Source organism: Enterobacter sp. YSU (genome assembly GCF_016082135.1).
Taxonomy (GTDB): domain Bacteria; phylum Pseudomonadota; class Gammaproteobacteria; order Enterobacterales; family Enterobacteriaceae; genus Enterobacter; species Enterobacter hormaechei_C.
The window spans coordinates 2494869-2513195 of record NZ_CP059487.1 but is presented as its reverse complement, the minus strand read 5'-3'; the positions used below and the strand labels follow the sequence as shown (position 1 = coordinate 2513195).

Genomic DNA, 18327 nt, shown 5'->3' with positions numbered 1-18327 from the left:
TTTAACAGGCTTGCTGAACATTAAAAGGATATCTCTCAATTACGATGAATAGCTTGAATTCTAAAAATAGAAAAGTAGAGTTTAACTCTAAATACATAAAAACAAGAGTAAGCGAGCACCCATATCGAGCCCCACAAGCTGATGTTCGAGTGGGTTTCTCCGGCGACCAGATACACTCCCCGGTGGCGTCTTTATAAAGCGTTGCCAGGCTGAAGTTATCCGGCATAAAGCTTGGTAAAGGGAAGCGTGATTCGGAACCACAGGCCATCAGAAAAGACCAGATGTCCTGAGTGCGCCACTCCTTTACCGGATAGAGTTCACCACCGTGCTCAGTCAGGGTTACTTTCCTCGCCTGCCCTCCCATTTTGAGGATATTTCCGGCCCTTCGGGCACTTTCATCATCCCTGGAGCCCAGCATCAGGCATACCCTGCTTCGAACGGATGCCGGGGCGTTTTTCAGGTAACGAGCTTTGGCCTGGCGCAGGGGCGCGATTTTGTAGTCGGTTGAGCACTGTCGGGTAGAAGAATTAGTCCAGGTCGGAAGTCCGCGCCCAGTCAGAATGCGGCCGACCCAGCTCTGCGTAAGAGACGGTCGGGCGACAAGGACTGTGACCGGTAGCTGGTGTTCAGCAATGAACATTCTGAGCTGGTTGAGAACCTGTGAAGCCTGATAGTGCATCTCAGGGTTTTCGATCAGCGTATCGGACATCTGAATGAAATGATGTTCGCTGATATTTGTGCCGTTACGTACTGCCCTGATCAATGCCATCAGAAACAGGTGCAGAAGAGAATGGGAGTCTTTGCCGCCACTGTATCCCACGCACATTGTCCAGCCGTCCGTAATAGCCTGATAAATAGCAGATGTGGCTGACATGACCAGAGAAGAAAGACTCACAGTCTCCTTTTCATCGGTATAGTTCAGATCGGCATCGGTTGTCAGGGTCTCCCAAACATCCGCCCATTTATCATGTTTCAAAATGGCAGCATTAGCCGCCTCAGGAAAAATAACTTCTGAGGATAATTCAAGGAATGAGTCGCTTTTTTCAATAAACATATATTTTCCTGAACCACGGTATATGCTGCATCACTGATATTATTAGAACTTTAAAATAACTACAGCGCAACCATTTAGCGAAATTATATTAAATCAAAATCACGCGGATTTAATGTCAATATATATAAAAATAATCCATTGTAATTTAATCACCCGGCACAGCTATTAGTTATAGGTTGGCGGCGTAATAAATGCCGTATTATTTGTTTTCAACTCAGACAGCGGAATAAAAGGAGTGTTAAGAGTCATGTCATCACCACAATGGCGTGGTAGAGCTGAAAGCTGAAATGAATCTTTCATCACCCTAATAACCGGGCATTCCGTACGTGCTGATGGCATTACTTCCCGCAGCATCGCTTCCTGCTTTATGCTGTCGCTATGCTTATATTCATCCATGTCTTTTATTTCTTGAATTTCATCTTCACCACAAAATGACCAGTTAGCGTCATAGAAGTAAAACTCAGTTAAATGAAGATCGTTTTCTTTCACGTATGCCGCCAATTTGCGGATACGCTGTTCAAGCATTGTATCTATCCGTAAGGAAACACTCTGCGGAACGTCACTTGCAAATTCATTGATACAATCAACGGTAGAAACTATGAATTTATTGGTCATGGCAGGCTCCAGGCCACCGGGGAAACCGGTGGCTACGGTAATTGGCAGGCTTAAGCGCCGCAAAGGGTGTCAAGGGAAGGGAGAAGCTTGCTCAGCTTGTCGTAATCGAGCGGAGACAGTTCTGTAACGAGTTCGACCGAAAGACTAGTGTTGTCTTCTTCACACAGAATATAGATTCCGTCTTCTGGCTCTTTTCCGGCACATGCCTTCAGTCGTTTGTTAACGACCTCCTGGGCTGAATCCGCTACGTCGCAGCTCAGGACATAGCTTGCCACATAGCTGCTCTCACCGTGGTAATGCGTCACTTTACACAGAGCATACTGGATACCGGCTTTGTGAGCCTCATTCATGAGACGAGAAAACTGACAGCCATCCTGGTAATAGTGGGTATCCTTTGTGACCAGAATAGTCATACCCCCAAATTCATCTGTCCGGCTTTTACTGCATGTAAATGCAGCAGTAATTGTTACCATTTCCGAGAGGTCGAATACCGACAGCACGGCAGTTGTGAGGCAAATTGCATGGTCAAGATCAATGGTCTCTCCATGAAAAACTGCCAGCCCACTGCTGGTAACTTCTGTTGCGAACAACAGTTCATAATTGCAGTCTGGGCAGGATGGTTGCCCAAAGCTCGGCTCAGAAGGGTCATACTCAGGGTGGTTCTCGATAATACTGAGGATCAGCTTCTCAGTCAGAGAACAATCTGTCAGTGGCTTATCAAGCAAACGCTCACCTTCTGCAATTTCTGCTTCGGTAACGAATGTGATTGCTTCTTGTGCCATTTTTGCCTGCTCCTGAGTGCAGGGAATAATAAACGACGCCTGAGTATAATTATCTGCCACAGTTGACTCCTTGATTATTTAATTAATGTATTTGATGAGAAGATCATAACAAATACACTAATACCAACTAATAACCTGAAGGCGTTTTTTTAGAAAAAATATTAAGAAGAAGAATATGAACACTACCTCATCTTAAATTAATATCATTCAGGATTAATATTCATTTTTGCAAATAAAAACCGCCAGACGGCGGCTTTTATAAAGAGGGAAATATCATTGGAAGTTGAAATTACTTCACGGCAGGCCGACAAATTACGCGACTGCTGTGAGCTGAAGCGAAACTTGTAGAGGAAACTATAATCACCTTTTCTAAGTCGTCGGCACTGTCAGCAATATGATGCCGGAAAGCCTCCTCTGCATCACCAGGGGAGTCGGCTTCGACCAGGTAGGCCTGATCATCATCATCAAACATAATGCGCCCGGAAATGAGATAAAGTCGGCTCAAATCTGGCGTTGCTGCGCTCGTGCTTCGTTCGTTCAGATTCATTTTTTCTCCGTCTGTTGCTCGTAAAAAGAATGACGCCGGTTTAAAAGGCGTCGCCAGGGTTCGGGCTAAAACGCAGGGTTGCCATCGAGGAAGCTCATTGGCTGGCCAATAGCGGATGCCACCCTGAGAATTTCACCTGGTGTGGCATAACGCAGCATTTCAGAGCGTCCAAATTTCTGATACTCATCTACTGACATCTTTCTCCACTCTGGGTGAGGATCTTTTCCGCACAGTGACCAGTTGCTTTCAGAGGAATCACGACGGAGAACGTACACATCAAGCGAGGCTGTAAGCCCACTTCCATATCCCCGCTGCGCTACAATACGAACCTGAGAACCATCGTCGCGTTGCAACGTCTGGGTTAATTTCGTGATAGGATCCTGAGAATGCATGCCATTTACCTCGTTTTCAAAAGATTTACCGTAAGTAAATGATACCGAATCGAGAATTCTGGCTAATAGGTCAGAAGAAAAAATAATGAATATTTTTGAAGTGTAGGATAATGATTAGAATAAAATGGCCTGAATAAATCGCTAGCGGTTAAATCCGCTTATTTCAGAGAAGCTCTGATTTAGTAGTTAGGGAAAACGATGCGGTGAAAAGTAACTTTTACACCGCAATTCAGAAAAAAGTTTCAATTAGTCACATTACGAATAACCCGGCTTACTTTCGCATGTGCGTTCCCCTGGATGTTAAAGTAAAGCCCCTCAGGCAGACTCGTCGCCCACTTAACTCCTCGCTCAGCCATACGCTTCGGTGTTTCCAGCCAACCACGAGGAATATTGCCCGTAACGTCACCGATAACCCGTGAAATGCATGCTGCTACCCGGATGCCGCCGGGAATATCGCATTCGGATTCAACAATATGCATAACCTCAAATAAAGCACCATGCCGCTGGACATGATCGCCAATGTGCAACTCGATAGGAGAAACCATTTCTGTATCTGACTTCATATCTGTCCACCTTTAATTTAGAAACCGTCTAAATTACCAATATAGTTAATGTACCGGATGTTAATTCAACAAGTTCTGTATCACAACCATCAGTTTTTTTTGTTGGGTCTATATCGGAGAAACAAGTGAATATTGAATACACTCGTTAATACAGACAACCGGAAATGAATGGCACCCTAATTATCTCTGCGGCGTATGCTAAGCCGTTAATATTGTCATTTTATGGTAGAAACAATGCAAAATGAATAAACCGCTTGTCGCTTCAAACCACTTTATCAAAACCGTTAACTTGCATTAAGCCCGATACAGTTCGGCGAGCTCGTCCAGCATGGGGTTACTCTTATATCCCGGTGCGGCCGTAAAAAGGTTTCGGGAAATCGCCAGCCATTCCATGATTTTGTCCGTCGCCAGCCAACGTCTGCCAAGTCGCTCGGCTGCGATGGGAACTTTATGCAGGCCAGCGAAGGGATCTACAACAAGATCTCCCGGCTCTGTCAAAAACTCAATCAGAAACGCTGCAAGCCTGGTAGGAGACGTTGCACCATGCAGCGGAAAACCTAGCTCGCGGGCAATGGAATGGCAAAATCTCGTATCAGCGCAGCTATTGCCGTAAAACAAAGTATTTTTGGGGATCGTTCCTTCTGTTTTATTTCCAAAGGATCCGCTTTTAAGCTGGTACGCCCCATCACCATAAAAGGTCGTGCGATTTTCACCGCCTGCTGCCTGCAATTTAAGATGCTGCTCTGAATGCGGTTGCAGTACACGTAAGTTGTTTGAACGAACCTTACTCGCATCATTGGTAAACCACAGCACAGGCTCATACGATGAGCAGAGCTGCACTCGTTGCTTACATGCCCAGTGCGTTGGCGATGGGGGCTTACTGCGATTCACCCACTGAAGCCTGTCCATGAGCTCAAGCCCCAGCTTGTCACATAATGCCAGTGTCAGACGCTCCAGATACAGAGAACGTGAAGGCCTGCCCCTATTAAAGCTATCTTGAGTGATATTCAATGCCACACTTGCGCCGGGTACAAGCTGTTTCACGATCGGTTCGAGGATACGCAGAAGCCAGTCAATATAAACCTGCTCGCCACGCCCCCCGCCATGCCCGTAGTCTCTTGAATTTCGAAGGAGGTAAGGCGGCGAGGTCAGGCAAAGATGAATTTGCTCTGTGATATTGCTGAAGAAGGCATAGGCGTTTCCAAAAACCGATGCCCCAAGAGAAGTTGAGAAACCGACAACACAGAGCTTTTCCCATGACTCGTGTAGGTTTGTTTTCGTCTTAGAGGAGTATCTCCAGACGCCCCGTTTTTCTGGAACGCGTTCGATGACTCCGGCCTGCCGAAGAGTCTGCTGAAACCAGCGTACTTTGTGTTTGACGCCGCTGGTTCTGGTTTTATCTGACCCAAATTCTTTCAGTTCGTGCAATTCGGCATCCGACATGCCAGTTTCACGCTGCACTTCGCGATAAAGCTCGTCGTTGCTCAACGGCAATTCGGAGGCTGCGTAGATCCGTGCAATTAAATCCGTAGAAATCGTGCTCATCAGCCATCCTTAATGGAGATGCAGTTTAAATATCGGCCTGATGGTTGGAAGGGGGATTACTAAATCAAACCGATCTGTTTATTTATAGGCTTTGTCAGGTCATGCAGCACAGCTGGGCATGCGCAAAGAGACCCAGTCTTCTTTAGCGGAGACACCTTCAAAAGTTGTACTCAATCAGCCCCAAGATTTTGAAACTCAATGTGCTTTTGCTCACACTCCTCCCTGCCCCACGAGCCCTGCCATTCACAGATGTCCCGGTACTTAATTTCCAGCTTATCCATCTGTGAGAGGTTAGCTGTTGCGAAGTCTGGCCATATGTCGTGCCAGCATGCGTTGTACGTGACGCCTGCTGGTGGGCAATACATCATTGCATCAGCATGGATAATTTCAACGCGAGGATCGTTTGCAAACGAGGCCGCAACGAGGTTAATAACGTCCTGTTCTTTTTCAATTACTGTTACATGGGTTACATCTTCTTTTTGAAGAATGGCGTGAAGCACCATCCCCAGACCAAGACCATTAATGAGCACGCGCCCGGTGGCTCGCTCTAAAAAATCCTGGCAGGTTCTGATCTCCATCGGGGTATTGGACATCACCACATCCCAGCCGTTGGACAAACGCCGATATCTACCGGGCGGGATAAACTCGTCTGTATTACCTGTATACTCGGCACGAAGGGCGAGGCTCATCGCCTTATCTGCGGTAATTTCGAATGTGTCCAGTTTCCAGGTTCCGGACGTGCCGTCTTTAACGGGTAAATCAGAAAAGCAGCTCTTCATCAAGGCAACCAAAATTCCAGTAATGTTGTTACGCTGAACCTATCACAAACCTGCTCTTAATACAGTTATCAGGAGTGACAGCGATCTTTGAGGAATCGTTTAAATCACGGGCATCCTGTAGCGGACGCCCGATATTTAATCAAATGTCGCAGGTGTTAAAGGAAGCGTTGCAAAGTTGCAACGTCTTCTGGAGCAACCTCCACGCAGCTCCTGACACTGTAGTGATTTTCGCCGTTGTAGTCGTAAACCCCACCGTCTTCAAAACTCAGCTGTTCAAGCTCGCCATGGCACTCTGAAATGAGTGCCGTCTGGCAAGCATTTTTCTCACAATCGCTGACGAGTAACCGAACATAGCTATTCTCATGGTCGCCGTTTCGGTTCTGGATTTTAACGATAAAGTGTTTTTCAGACATTTGTGCCTCCAGCACAGTTTGAGGTTAATTTAGCGTTGCCCCGGCTCACCGGGGCAAGAATAAATCAACCCTTAATGAAACTGTGCCCCCAGGTGTTAGGCTTAAATGCCTGCTCTTTGATATATGTTTTCATTACCTTGCAGGTTTTTTTCAGGGCTTTGGTATTGGCATCGGTTACTGAGATAAAATGGCGAGAATAACGGTTTTCCCGGTATTGCTTATCAGCGTTTGGGTCAATTGCTTCGCTTTGCAGGAGTCCTTCGTGCCTGCCAATTACTATTACGTAGTTCATTTCACCTGAAACACGATCCGTGAGTAATTGAATGGAAATATCAGTCGCTCGCGTGGCCTGGCTAGCAGAAATTTTTGCATGTAAGAAAGCTCCCTTTCGAAAGTTGGCCGGAGTCAAACCTGTAATATCCTCGGTGCTAAAATTAAGTGAAGATAGAGTTGAAAATAAATCACAGCTAATGACTTCAGTATTATTAGACATAACCCGGCTCCGCTCATATTCATGTTAAGGTAATTATATCAGGTTGATAGCATTACCTAATAACTTGGTGGCAAAAAGTTGTGGTTTTTGATTAACTAAAATTGATGTTCTCAATACTGCTCAAGAATTCTTTCTTTACACCCGGAGTAAAAGGTATACGTTCAATGTATTTATAAAGCGTCGCAAAGGTTTTGGTTTCAATGTTTCGTGAAATAACATCATCAATCGGGTCTTCGAACATATTAATAAAAACATCAATATGCTGCTCTCCGCTTTCTGAAGCTAAAGAGAGAATACAGACCACTTCAATGTAGCGGTTATCCTGCTCTGCAATGAACAACCAGTGCCCTTCGTTAAAGGCTGGTGCAGCACTGAAGCGTTTTACAACAATTTCTGAAAGAGCATATCCTGCCTGATCCAACAGATTAATAAAGTTGAGTTGAGTTGAAACCACGTCTAACGCTTTCATAAAACCTCCTTTTCATCTGTACTTATTATACTGTTACCCATCCCCCCAGCTAATAACCTCCCAGCAAACTTTCAAAAAAAATACCACCTTTAATTAGAATTGAACACATCCTTTTTAAATAACAAAAAGGATTATGAAACCCACAATGTTTGTGATGTGCCACCAAGGAAAAGTAACTTTTATGTGCTCATAAATCTTATTTCGTATTCACTTTCCTTTGTCTTTCGGTCGTAGATTATCAGGGGAAGCATAAGAAGAATATGTGAGGTTTAAGCAAATGCGGTGATCGGGCATTATAATTTGGTGAGGCTATTATAAGTGGATAAAGATAGTCGTAGGTATAGGATCAGGTTAAATTGCATTTTCCCGGTTGCCTTCCCTGGCCTACCGGTTTCAGCTCAGATACTAAGACCAGCGGTAATACTTAAAATATTCCTCATTTGCAGCTATAAACTCCCTCAAACCGTTCATTAATCCCTTCTCAAACGCTGTCACGATAAACCGGTAACCGTCCAGTGTTTCAATGTAGTAAATACCGCCTGGTGTAATTCCAACATGCAACACCTCGGCTGTCATCATAAACTGGCCTTCCGGAAAATCATGCGAAAGGTAAATGAAACCAGTAGTGGCCGATGCGGGTGTGGCATTCACTAAGACCCCGTTAAACTGCTGCCCGTGCCTCGCCGGTACAAGCTCACTTCCCCTGGTTGACTTATCAAGCAGCCTCTTAACATCTTTTTCTTCTTTTAACGAGGTATAGACCCGCACATCACTGTCATCACCTGGGCGAGAGCCGGTGCCAACATGAGCAAGACGACGGTAAGCACTGCGCATATTAACGTGGCAGGATGCCCCTGCTCTACCCTGAAGCCTTACGCCAAAGTCTTCGCAAAGTAACAAAATCTGACGTAGCTGGTTTTCATGCACGGACGCTGAGAGTGAAAGATTGAAACAGGAAAAGGTCAGTTCTAAAACCTTTTCGCGTTTGTCATTGAAATGAGCTTCCAGCCTGATGACTGGCTTTTCCGACATTGCAAAAGCTTTGTCCGTTACTCTGTACCGGCATTCATCTCCGAAACATTCTTTAACAACGCTGGCTATGACCGTGTCGTGTTCTCCATCTTCCGGAGCTGGCACAAAGATTTCAAATTGTGCCGGTGTATCCGGCTCAAGCAGAACGGGATAGAGACGCGGAGAATTAAGCAAAGCGCATTCAGAATTAATGAGCTTAACCCAGGCGCTTTTGTCGTCCGGATCCTTAAGCTGCTGTCCAAGGTTATCGCAAAAGTCAACTATCTGACGGGTATGCTCATCCGTGACTGCACAGATCAGGTTAAGACCATGCGTGGCCATACGCAGTTCCCGGGTTCGGGACTGGGAATTGATCGACCAGGGGTTAAGTGAAAGCGAAATAGGGCTTATGGAAGGGACGACCGTCTCATTCTGCAAATCTGTAAGCTGGCAGTTCGCAGTAGGCTTCGGGGAAAGGGTACTAAATATGTAACTTGCCTGTTGTTTAGTACTGGCCTGGATATAAAACATCGCGTCCATGCTTGTATCCCGGGATGAAATTGAAAATAGCTTCATTTTTAACCTTAATGGATGAGCGATTTATAGTCATGTGCAGACAAATGAACATTATGTGCGCCATCATTCCATTCAAAGAATAATCGATACTTAGAGTTTACTCGAATGGAGGAATAACGGTTTGACGTCATTCTTAAGCGTTCATAACGCAAGCTGTTGGATAATAACTCCCGCTCACTCTGGACATTATCCAGCGTTTCAAGTCGACACAGAATTGCGTTAATAATTTCAGAAGGAATACCTGCCGTTGTTTTTCCATTACGGAAGAACTTTTCAAGCCGTCTGTCTTTAAATGAATGGATCATAGTTCCTCCGTAATAATTGACCTTAAAATTAAATTAAAAGGGCTTTGAATTAATGAATACCTAAAATGCGGGCGGCAACTGCCAGCTGCTTATCACTTAACTGACGCTGGTGGGTTAAAGAAGACTTAAGGCTTTCCAGAAAATTATTACTACTGGATTGTTGGGTGATTGCATCAACCATTTTTTGATGAGACCTGCACCATGCTGTGAACGCAGAACTGTGGGCGCTTTCAGTCCTTAAACGCTCGTCTTGCAGGGATGCTGACACTTTGCGGGCAGCTTGCGCATTAATGCGGTACAGCGCATTCAGCGTGTAAGCAGTACGGGTCGTTTCGAGGCTGTAACCCGTGGCTTTACAAGCCATACAGCGACTTCTATAAAAATGCTTACGCTCTCCCCGCCCATTGCATTTATCGCAAACAATACGAAAAGTATATTCCGCAGTACCTTTTACAGAATCAACACAGCGGATTTTTGCGCTGGAGATTTCAATTCCACTGCGATCATAATATTTGGTCATAATGTGATTCCTCCGGTTAGTTCTGGAGTAATCATGACAGAATGAATCTACTGGCTAATAACCTGAGAGTAAATATTTTAAAAAAACATTGAGAGAGGGTCTGCAAATTTATACACGAAGGATTCAAATATAATTTGTTTAAAAAATTAAGAGCATTCTGAAGTAAAATTGCATCAAAAAGCATTCATGGATAAATCATGTACTGGTGCCAGCGATTTAAACGAGGACATTGTTCCGGTGTAATTACACAGTTTAGCATCATAGATTATAACCAAAAGGAAGGAGTCCTTCCCGTCTCGGGAATATTACTTTCCCGTTTGCAGTTTAAGAGACACTTAATGAGAAAGTAATAATTAAGTCATGCTCAACTCTACATTTTACATTGAGGATGGCGTAACAGGGTACGGCATACTACCGTACCCTTGTGTAGGGTTTATGTTTGAGGGAATTCTATAGCAAATGTGGCCGTGCCAGATTGACCACTTACAGCGGGAGTAACGGGATATGTGCGCTCTTCACCATTACCAAGATCCAGTGACAGCGATTTAGTTTCACCAGGCTGGACCGTAACTCCGGCAACCGTAACGCCGAACTGGGCGTTTTTCTGAACAGTCAGGGTTCCGTTTAACTGTCCGGTAATGATAGAACCGTCCTGACGACGCAACACACTGGTTCGGATGATGGCCAGCGGCGTGTTGTCCGTTGCTTTCAGTGCTACGGCTGTGGCCAGCGTCTTGAGATTATCCAGCATAATCAGGTTAGCTGGCTGGTAGGTAAAATTAAGCGTTTTAGTGGTCCGGTTACCTGATTCGTCAATAGCCAGAGCCTCCAGATGATACATCTGTCCCGATTCGTCAGTATTGGGGAAGATTCTGGGGTATTCAGGAATAAAGACATCCTTGGATAGCGGCGTGAATGCAAGGGTGACCTTTTCAGAGTTAGGTCCACCAGCGAGCTGAAGCGATATCAGGGAAGCATCCCCAGAGGCATCAGTAACGCTTATGCGTAGGTTCTCAAGCCCTTTAACCAGTTTTCCTTCTGCGTCTGCGCCATTAAAGCTGAACGCAATAACCGGAAGCGTTGAGTCAATTTTCAGCGGTGCATTAAGCGTTTTGGTTCCTGTGTTTCCAACAAGATCCGTGGCAGACACGCTAACAACCGTATAATCCCCGTCCGGTAGACCAGCGTATGAGAAAGTGGCGTTTTTGGTTTTATAATCGCTTTCACTGACAGTCACAGGCTTCAGGGTGAAAGTTTCCCCCCGGGCATTTTTAAGGGTGGCTTCGAAAACTTTGGTATCCCAGTAGCTGATGTTCCAGGCGTTGACGCGATCATTATCGGTGGCCGTCATAGTGATTGTCTTGGAGGCCTTGTTTACCTGAGCGACATTAACCACCGGTGGGTTGTTATCCCAGATAACCGTAAAATTACCAGCAAGCGCATCGAATATGCTGTCACCATCTTTTCCCGAGTAAAGATGCAGATACTCAAATCCTTTGTCACTGGTGTAGTTGAAGTTAACCGTCATCTCGCATGAACTTTGTCCGACAGGAATAGTGCAGAACCAGGCTGCATTTTTTACCGTTCTGAACTTTTGCACGTATGGTCGGGGTTCTGCGGTTACCTTTATGCGGCTAATGGTGGCGGTTTTAACGCTGATTGAGGCCTGAGTTAACCACTCACTGGTATCACTCCGGTACATCTCTTTAGCCACTATCTTCGGGGCTATTTCCATCGCCGGGGCTGGAGTGAAGTTGAGGGAGTTATGATGAATTCGTCTTACTCCTCCCGCCAGAGTCTGAAATTCATGATAAGTATCCCCCACATTTGGATATATGTATTTGAAAGTATAGATATTATAAGTGCTATCGGACGTCTGGAAATTCGAGTCCGCCCAGCCATATTTGGAACCGTTAACAGCAGTAAAGTCACTTTTCTTCCTTAATACCCGTACGGAAATAGGGTTCTGGAAGACGGTCATGCCAGACTGATAGGAGACCCATGATCCGGTAGTGGCGTCCTGCACCTGGATGATATCGTCAGGCTTAACCCGATCAATTACGCTTCGGCGGCTTAGTTCGCTCCTGTTTCCCGCTTTGTCATAAAGGTAGATCCCCACTTTATATTCAGAGCGGTTTTCCGGTGCCAGGGCATTGCTGCTTGCGTCGGCGACTTGAACGGTTACGCTACCTTCCACTGTATTAATTTCCGCTGGCTTTTTACGCTCCACTCCAGCGGCATCGGTTATGAAATATTCAGCATTAGCAAGCCCGGAACCTTTATCACTCAGTCCATTAAAGACCAGTGCCTGGACGCTGGCGTACTGCATACCGGCTGGTACTGAAGTGAAGATCGCTTCGCTGCCAAAGTTCCACCCATTTCTCGTATAACTTATGGTACCCGTTGCCGGAGGCGTTCGGTCAATTGCAAGCGGGTAATCCTGCCGGGAGACCTCCTTCCCTTGCAAGTCGGTAATCACCTCTCTGAGGGTGAAGCTATCTTCTCCCATCGCTGGTACGGTCAGAGTCTTGCCGTAATAATCAAAGCCTGTCGAAGATGTGGTACGGTCATCAACGGTAACCAGGCTGCTTTTCGTGCTCCAGATGAGGCTCCCGTCACTTTTCAGCAGACTGAGCGTAATATAACGGTCCAGACCGGAAATAACGGCAACGTCAAAGCTCGTTACCGGATTAATCCATACGGATGCAGGCGATACGGTCTTTTTAACGTTCAGGGTATCTTTAAAGCTGAATTCTGCGATTTCAGCGGAAGCTCCTGCGCTGAAACCTGCAAATGCAATAAGCAGGGCTAGTTTGATTTTCATGGGTTGTCTCCTGATCAGGTTCCCCATGATACTTTTTCAGTGTTCGTGATCTTTTCGGGAAAATAGCTATTTTTGATGTTTTTCTTTTCTGCCCGGCGGGACTTTTTTTGTTTACGTGAATGCAACAAAACCAGAAAAGTTACTTTTTGATAGGGTAAAATTAGGTTTCCCTAATTTCCAGAAGCAAGCGAAAGCAGAACTAGCTTAATAGCCATTAAGAACGCCATACCTATTGATAAATAACGCTCCTTACATTTAATGATTTGAGCATTTAAAAATGAATTAGCGAAAGAATTTTGGTTTGCTTTTTATTGCATGAGTAAAACAGTATTAATAATCCGGAGCCATTAGAACGTACTCTAAAGACTCCGGTATACAGATATCTTGCCAGTAAAAATGGCCTTACTCCTCATCATCCCCCAGCGCTTTTTTGATGGCGCGGCGGCGGGCTGCATCACCTACACGATATCCGACTGAATATACGTCATTCAACCGGCGCAGAATAAGATTTATTTCCTCATCCTGAATGTAGGCAGGTAAACACAGAACCACGTCGCCATCTTCATCATAGACTCGAACAACTTCCTTCTGCCCATCTCGCTCGCGAATAATCTGGACATGCTGAACCCTGGTGTATTCTGGGTTTACGCTCATTTTAAGTATCTCTCTGTAATTGTTGTTACCAGTTAGCTATAAGCCGGATAATTCTGGTATTCAGTGTTCTGCACAGCAATCGCCTGCTCGTGGATCATTGACACTGCCAGGCGGGCTTTAACTCGCTTGCTGGTGAGAAAACGCTTCACTTCTTTAAGTTCGCTGCCAGCCGACAGCATATTGAAGACATGCTGTTTGAGACTGTTGTTATTTTTGGCCACTTGTTTCTCCATCATCTTTGTACATGGTTATTTCAGGCTGGCCTGCCAGATCACACACGTTATCCATATGCTTTTGGACCCAGTCTGTTAGACCCAGACCTTCGGCCTTTGCCTGATTGACGTAACGCAGTTTACGTTCAGGGGTAACCCGCATCTGTAGTTGTGCCGTCGCTGGAACCGCCTCTTTCAGGGCGTTAAGGCCCCTCTGATCACGGGCCTGAATTGATGGTTTACCGCTAGGCATCTGATGTATCGCTCTCCCGGCGAGCGGTGGACAGCTCTATTTCTTTTGCGATAGCTTTATCTATGGCATCCAGCTGCATGGCAAACTTGATTTCAAGCGAACAGCGTAATGCCTTCAGGGCGCGTTCTTTGGTGCTGTATTGTGGTATGCCGTTCTGGCTACCATTCATGCCTCGCATGCGGCGGGAGGTTGCATCGACAACCTCTCCCTCTTCCCGTGTGCCGTGAACCGTAGTTCCGCTCCATGTCGGATAAACAGTGCCAGTGGCGGTGTTGAAGCTCCAGCCGTTTTGGTATTCCCCCGAGACCTCTGGTACGGGCATATCGCGTTCAACGCCATAGTCAGACCAGCGTAAAGCGCGGTTTATTCTGGCCTGTGCCACCAGCTCATCATACGCGGCTTGTTCTTTTTTATTCATCGCCATTTAGGGCAATCTCCTTAGAGGGGAATTAGGTGTTATATCGGTACGTAAGTGCTTTTCAGGCCTAATCTCTGACAAGGCCTGATGTGCCAGACTGCCGTTGCATTCACCGTTTTATGGCGGTTGACAGAGCCTCATTAAGAGCCGCAATTAGCTCAGGCGAAGTCGGCTCCAGATTTTTGGAAGCGTTCAGCAGCTCCTGAAGTGAAGAGATTTCCTTTGGCTGCACCTGGTTTGTTTCAGGTGCCGTTTTTTGCACTTCATCCAGTGTACGCTGTGCACCGTTATCCAGCACCAGCACCCCCCCGGCACGAATTTCTGAAATGGTGCGCAACGTATACATCAATTTATCCCAGACACGGCTACCAACCTCGAACCCGGAATCAGCTACTTTTTCTTCATTATGCTTTTGAAAAATTTCTTCTAACCAAGTGGTGAAGCGCTTTCCAAAAGTATTGGCGGCTAAAGAAGTGCAGGAATAAACCTGTTCGACCTGTTTTGTTCCATTTTTATCAGTGAATGTAATGAGACCGATTCGGCCACTGTTAACAGTGTAAAAGCGAGGTTGAAAGCCAGCTTTGAGAAGGTTTTCAATAGCTGAAAAAAAATCTTTTTTGAGCATCGGTTTCAAAATGGTTTTCCTTTTATGCCCGGTGCCGCCGGGGCGGTGGCGTTAAATATACGCCATGTAAGTAAATTAATTTATACCCATTTGATTGTCAATACAAACAAAAAAACAAACCATGTTTATTATTTTATCAACGATGCTATTTTAAAGTCCGTCTAAAATAAAAAACCAAAAAGTTAAATTTGAAGCCGTCCTTCCTAAATTCATTTCTTGCGCATATTAGCACCCTGCTTTAAGTAAATAATTTTTGAAAAAGTTGTCTGGAGGTTATTAGCTCGTGCATCTGGATTGGTAATATAAAGCCAACACAGAAAAGGAAAACAAAATGTATAAATTAGTATCTCCTCGTGAACTGACTGAGATTATTACCGGTTTACTGCTTAAACCTGAACTCCTTGGTGAGCTGGACTCACCAGAAAAGCATCGGATGTTTATGGCAGATTTAGGCCGCGTGGTGGCCGAACATTGTGGAGGTCTGGTAAACAGCGTCGTCTTGCCAGGAACAGAAGTTACAGTGTCGGATGGGTTACCGCTTAATGGCCAGCCGGTACGTTATCTCGGAATCAAAGAGAACATCCCTCACCTCCTTGTAGAGCCTGATGCTTCCTTACCTTCGCTCGCTAAAAACGTCTGGATGTATGCAGATCCTGAAGGCTGGAAAGAACATTTTGGAGCTGAGGAAGACTGCCTTACTCCTGAAATGATGCAGCTGTTCCGTAAAGGTATCCAGGCTCTTCAGAAAGAGCATGACACCCCTGAAATTAGCCTCACACTTCAGGACTGGCGCCTGGAGGAGGAAACACTGCCAGAAGAGGACAGTCAGGCCTATCAGGTCAGCGTTACCGGCCAACATAACATCCACTGTGAAGTTGTTAACAAGGAAGGTAACCCCTGTTTTGGTGTCATGTTCGAAATCGATCAGGGTGTGCCTGCCTTACACATCAACACCGGCGGGGATATGTTGCTCCACATTCATTGCGCCCATAACGGACTCGTTCTGACCCCTGATGCAAGCGGTCAGCGATTTGATAAGGCTCCCGTTGACCGCTTCTCTTATAACAGCCCATCCCTGCTGTTGTCTGCCGACTAACCAAGGCCAAATCTGAATTGTCCCGTTTAAGTAACCAACCCGCTGCCGCCAGGCGGGTAAATCCTCTTAATGGAGTTTTAATGCAAATCTCAACTGAAGTTCTGAACGTCTTATCTCGCTGCCGTGCTGAAGGGAACTTTCTTTTCCTGGCCGACCAGCTCGACCGCAGCATTTATGTTAAGACAAACAAAGTGCTCGAAGCCGCCGGTGGCAAATGGAACCGAAAAGAGCAGGCACATATTTTTACGGCGGATGCAGCTGAGCGTATCGAGCAAATCATTCTGACAGGTTCGGTTGACATCCCACGAGATCTGTTCAATTTCTTCCCTACACCTGAGAATTTAGTCACAGATATGGTTCTACGCGCTGAACCAGCTGCCGGGGAGCGTGTACTGGAGCCAGAGTTTGGTGATGGCCGCATTCTGAAAGCCTTAAAACTGGCGGCTCCGGATGCATTGATTACCGGGATCGAATTGAACGATGAGCGATTCCTTGCAGTGAAGAACGATAGTGTCCTTAGCACAGGAGTCGAGCTGGTGCATACCGACTTTCTTGGGTACCAGCCCGATGAAACTTTTGATGTTATCGTTATGAATCCACCATTCCTTAAACGCTCTGACGTTAAACAAGTCATGCATGCCATCGCAATGCTCGCTAAGCGAGGTCGCTTACAGGCCATTCTGTCAGCTGGGGTATTGTTCCGGGAAGACACACTGACAAAAGCGCTCAGGGAGCGAGTCAAACAACTTGGCGGACAAATTTCGCCTCTTCCGGATGATACATTTAGGGAGTCCGGAACAAAGGTCAAAACAGCCCGCCTTGAAATTGATCTTCGCCGCTAACTGACAAGCAACCGGAAAGAAATCTTAATACGAGTAGCCGGTTAAAGTTACCTGACCGGCTTAACTGACTAAATCAATAAAGAGTGAACAGAAATGACGCATACTGCCGTTTCTCAGGCTAATAGTGCTTTGCAGCTACCCACGGTGGAGCATGTCTACGCTCTTCTGAAAGCAAATTGTAAACCTGACCGCTTTGACGGGCGTGACGGACCCGTGTGGGGCCAGGAATACTCGTGGAATCTGGCAAAAGATCGCTTACAGGATCTGGAGAAATACGGTAAGGCATATGTCTCCCGTCATGAAGACCGTATGGGGGAAGGATTTAGTTTTGGTCCTGACCTGTTAATTATTCGCTAACGCTCCTAATGCCTGATGATATGGTAAGCACAACTGGAAAAATATGTTTTCAAAGCCTATGACCACTTTCACACCAGAACGTATTGAACAAATTTTGGAATTTGCCGAGGGTAGTAACCCAAGCGAAGCAATGAGTCTCAGAGCTGACGAAGTTGCTGTACTGGCACGTATTGGAAAGGCAGTTATGTCGATTGCGCCTGTTTATCAGTGCGAGTTTTGCCACCATGACGCAACCGGGCAACTTCAGTGGCACTGGGAAGATGTGAACAAAGCTTTTTATGATAAATACGATCCAGACAGACGCGGAAGACGTCGAATCCTCTATACCGCCCCGCCGATGCCTTTAGTTTCGGCTGACCTGCTTAACATGGCTTCATCTGCTATTGAAGACTTGCTCACTAACAAAGACAGAAGTGGTGCGGGAATGTGGAATGACATTCCAGAACAGCTACGACGCGCAGCAGAACTGGTAATGGATAATAGCCGGGCCGCTGAAACAGAAGCGATGCTGATGCGTCTTTATGTAGAATGTGACACAGGTGAGCGCAGGGGCAACGGCACTCAATCTGGCGTAGCAATGCCTTCTTGGCAAACCGTTGAAGAGGCACGTGTGTTGCTAGGGGTGAAATGATGCAGTTCTCGCCAGGGCAGTTTGTAATTCACAACAAGAAGCGCCTTGCGGAACGAAGGTAGACGTACTGACTGAGGTTCACTCCCCTCTCGACTGGTGGCGTAATGCCGCCAGGTTTTGATTCATATATGCCGTCCGTTAACGCATTTATATCTGACATACCTAATTTATCCTGATTCTTTTTTACACAAAGTAAAAGCATCACTTAATGCGATATGTGGATGCCGATAGTTTCAGGCTAATGTTATAAGTTTTGCAATCGTTGCCAGTTTGGACACCACAGAAATGTCAGATGTAATTCCAAAAAGAAAGATTTCCGTCCTGAACGCACAATAAGGTTTGTCGAAAGGC

The 18327-nt window shown here is 45.9% G+C and carries 23 protein-coding genes; 4 read left to right on the top strand and 19 right to left on the bottom strand.

Annotated features, from left to right (window positions below; genetic code table 11):
* Window position 1 precedes the first annotated feature (1 nt).
* The 19 genes from H2Z33_RS12240 to H2Z33_RS12150 form a co-directional block, all read right to left on the bottom strand.
* Window positions 2-1054 (bottom strand): phosphoadenosine phosphosulfate reductase family protein, encoded by a 1053-nt coding sequence (locus H2Z33_RS12240; RefSeq protein WP_012477420.1) that lies wholly within the window; start codon window positions 1052-1054, stop codon window positions 2-4.
* A gap of 165 nt (window positions 1055-1219) precedes the next feature.
* The gene (locus H2Z33_RS12235; RefSeq protein ID WP_000182312.1) at window positions 1220-1669 is read right to left on the bottom strand and encodes a hypothetical protein; all 450 of its coding nucleotides are present in this window, start codon (window positions 1667-1669) and stop codon (window positions 1220-1222) included.
* 50 nt (window positions 1670-1719) lie between these two features.
* Window positions 1720-2511, bottom strand: coding sequence for a hypothetical protein (locus tag H2Z33_RS12230; protein WP_000774871.1), 792 nt, complete (start codon window positions 2509-2511; stop codon window positions 1720-1722).
* A gap of 229 nt (window positions 2512-2740) precedes the next feature.
* Window positions 2741-2998, bottom strand: a complete 258-nt coding sequence (locus H2Z33_RS12225; protein ID WP_001052325.1) for a hypothetical protein — start codon at window positions 2996-2998, stop codon at window positions 2741-2743.
* A 65-nt stretch (window positions 2999-3063) separates the two neighbouring features.
* Window positions 3064-3390: a hypothetical protein gene (locus tag H2Z33_RS12220; RefSeq protein WP_000556022.1), complete on the bottom strand. Its 327-nt coding sequence runs from the start codon at window positions 3388-3390 to the stop codon at window positions 3064-3066.
* Between the two features lie 242 nt (window positions 3391-3632).
* The gene (locus tag H2Z33_RS12215) at window positions 3633-3953 is read right to left on the bottom strand and encodes a hypothetical protein (RefSeq protein WP_000834113.1); all 321 of its coding nucleotides are present in this window, start codon (window positions 3951-3953) and stop codon (window positions 3633-3635) included.
* 294 nt (window positions 3954-4247) lie between these two features.
* The gene (locus tag H2Z33_RS12210) at window positions 4248-5498 is read right to left on the bottom strand and encodes a site-specific DNA-methyltransferase (protein WP_000104393.1); all 1251 of its coding nucleotides are present in this window, start codon (window positions 5496-5498) and stop codon (window positions 4248-4250) included.
* A 170-nt stretch (window positions 5499-5668) separates the two neighbouring features.
* The gene (locus H2Z33_RS12205; protein ID WP_000833775.1) at window positions 5669-6277 is read right to left on the bottom strand and encodes a hypothetical protein; all 609 of its coding nucleotides are present in this window, start codon (window positions 6275-6277) and stop codon (window positions 5669-5671) included.
* A gap of 155 nt (window positions 6278-6432) precedes the next feature.
* Window positions 6433-6690 carry a hypothetical protein gene (locus H2Z33_RS12200; protein ID WP_001290639.1) on the bottom strand — a complete coding sequence of 86 codons (258 nt, stop codon included), beginning with the start codon at window positions 6688-6690 and terminating at the stop codon, window positions 6433-6435.
* Between the two features lie 64 nt (window positions 6691-6754).
* Window positions 6755-7183, bottom strand: coding sequence for a hypothetical protein (locus H2Z33_RS12195; RefSeq protein ID WP_000069824.1), 429 nt, complete (start codon window positions 7181-7183; stop codon window positions 6755-6757).
* A gap of 91 nt (window positions 7184-7274) precedes the next feature.
* Window positions 7275-7652 (bottom strand): hypothetical protein, encoded by a 378-nt coding sequence (locus H2Z33_RS12190; RefSeq protein WP_000645320.1) that lies wholly within the window; start codon window positions 7650-7652, stop codon window positions 7275-7277.
* 405 nt (window positions 7653-8057) lie between these two features.
* On the bottom strand, window positions 8058-9203 hold the full coding sequence (locus H2Z33_RS12185; protein ID WP_000339750.1) for a hypothetical protein: 1146 nt from the start codon (window positions 9201-9203) through the stop codon (window positions 8058-8060).
* 44 nt (window positions 9204-9247) lie between these two features.
* Window positions 9248-9544 carry a type II toxin-antitoxin system RelE/ParE family toxin gene (locus H2Z33_RS12180; RefSeq protein ID WP_000581857.1) on the bottom strand — a complete coding sequence of 99 codons (297 nt, stop codon included), beginning with the start codon at window positions 9542-9544 and terminating at the stop codon, window positions 9248-9250.
* Window positions 9545-9593: 49 nt separating this feature from the next.
* Entirely contained in the window at window positions 9594-10064 is a 471-nt protein-coding gene (locus H2Z33_RS12175) for a hypothetical protein (protein WP_000170639.1), read from the bottom strand.
* Window positions 10065-10497: 433 nt separating this feature from the next.
* A complete protein-coding gene (locus H2Z33_RS12170; protein WP_000694551.1) occupies window positions 10498-12888 on the bottom strand; it encodes an Ig-like domain-containing protein in 2391 nt (796 codons plus the stop codon).
* 402 nt (window positions 12889-13290) lie between these two features.
* Window positions 13291-13542 carry a hypothetical protein gene (locus tag H2Z33_RS12165; protein WP_000115760.1) on the bottom strand — a complete coding sequence of 84 codons (252 nt, stop codon included), beginning with the start codon at window positions 13540-13542 and terminating at the stop codon, window positions 13291-13293.
* A gap of 32 nt (window positions 13543-13574) precedes the next feature.
* Window positions 13575-13763 carry a hypothetical protein gene (locus H2Z33_RS12160; protein WP_001107529.1) on the bottom strand — a complete coding sequence of 63 codons (189 nt, stop codon included), beginning with the start codon at window positions 13761-13763 and terminating at the stop codon, window positions 13575-13577.
* Between the two features lie 236 nt (window positions 13764-13999).
* Window positions 14000-14431, bottom strand: coding sequence for a hypothetical protein (locus tag H2Z33_RS12155; protein WP_001251242.1), 432 nt, complete (start codon window positions 14429-14431; stop codon window positions 14000-14002).
* 103 nt (window positions 14432-14534) lie between these two features.
* Window positions 14535-15050, bottom strand: coding sequence for a hypothetical protein (locus tag H2Z33_RS12150; protein ID WP_232350978.1), 516 nt, complete (start codon window positions 15048-15050; stop codon window positions 14535-14537).
* Between the two features lie 331 nt (window positions 15051-15381).
* Between H2Z33_RS12150 and H2Z33_RS12145 the strand changes: the two genes are divergently transcribed.
* The 4 genes from H2Z33_RS12145 (at window position 15382) to H2Z33_RS12130 (ending at window position 17976) form a co-directional block, all read left to right on the top strand.
* A complete protein-coding gene (locus H2Z33_RS12145) occupies window positions 15382-16146 on the top strand; it encodes a hypothetical protein (RefSeq protein ID WP_000277498.1) in 765 nt (254 codons plus the stop codon).
* An 80-nt stretch (window positions 16147-16226) separates the two neighbouring features.
* A complete protein-coding gene (locus H2Z33_RS12140) occupies window positions 16227-16988 on the top strand; it encodes a methyltransferase (protein WP_001167418.1) in 762 nt (253 codons plus the stop codon).
* Window positions 16989-17081: 93 nt separating this feature from the next.
* On the top strand, window positions 17082-17345 hold the full coding sequence (locus H2Z33_RS12135) for a hypothetical protein (protein WP_000149862.1): 264 nt from the start codon (window positions 17082-17084) through the stop codon (window positions 17343-17345).
* A 43-nt stretch (window positions 17346-17388) separates the two neighbouring features.
* Window positions 17389-17976: a hypothetical protein gene (locus tag H2Z33_RS12130; protein ID WP_000491820.1), complete on the top strand. Its 588-nt coding sequence runs from the start codon at window positions 17389-17391 to the stop codon at window positions 17974-17976.
* Window positions 17977-18327: the final 351 nt, after the last annotated feature.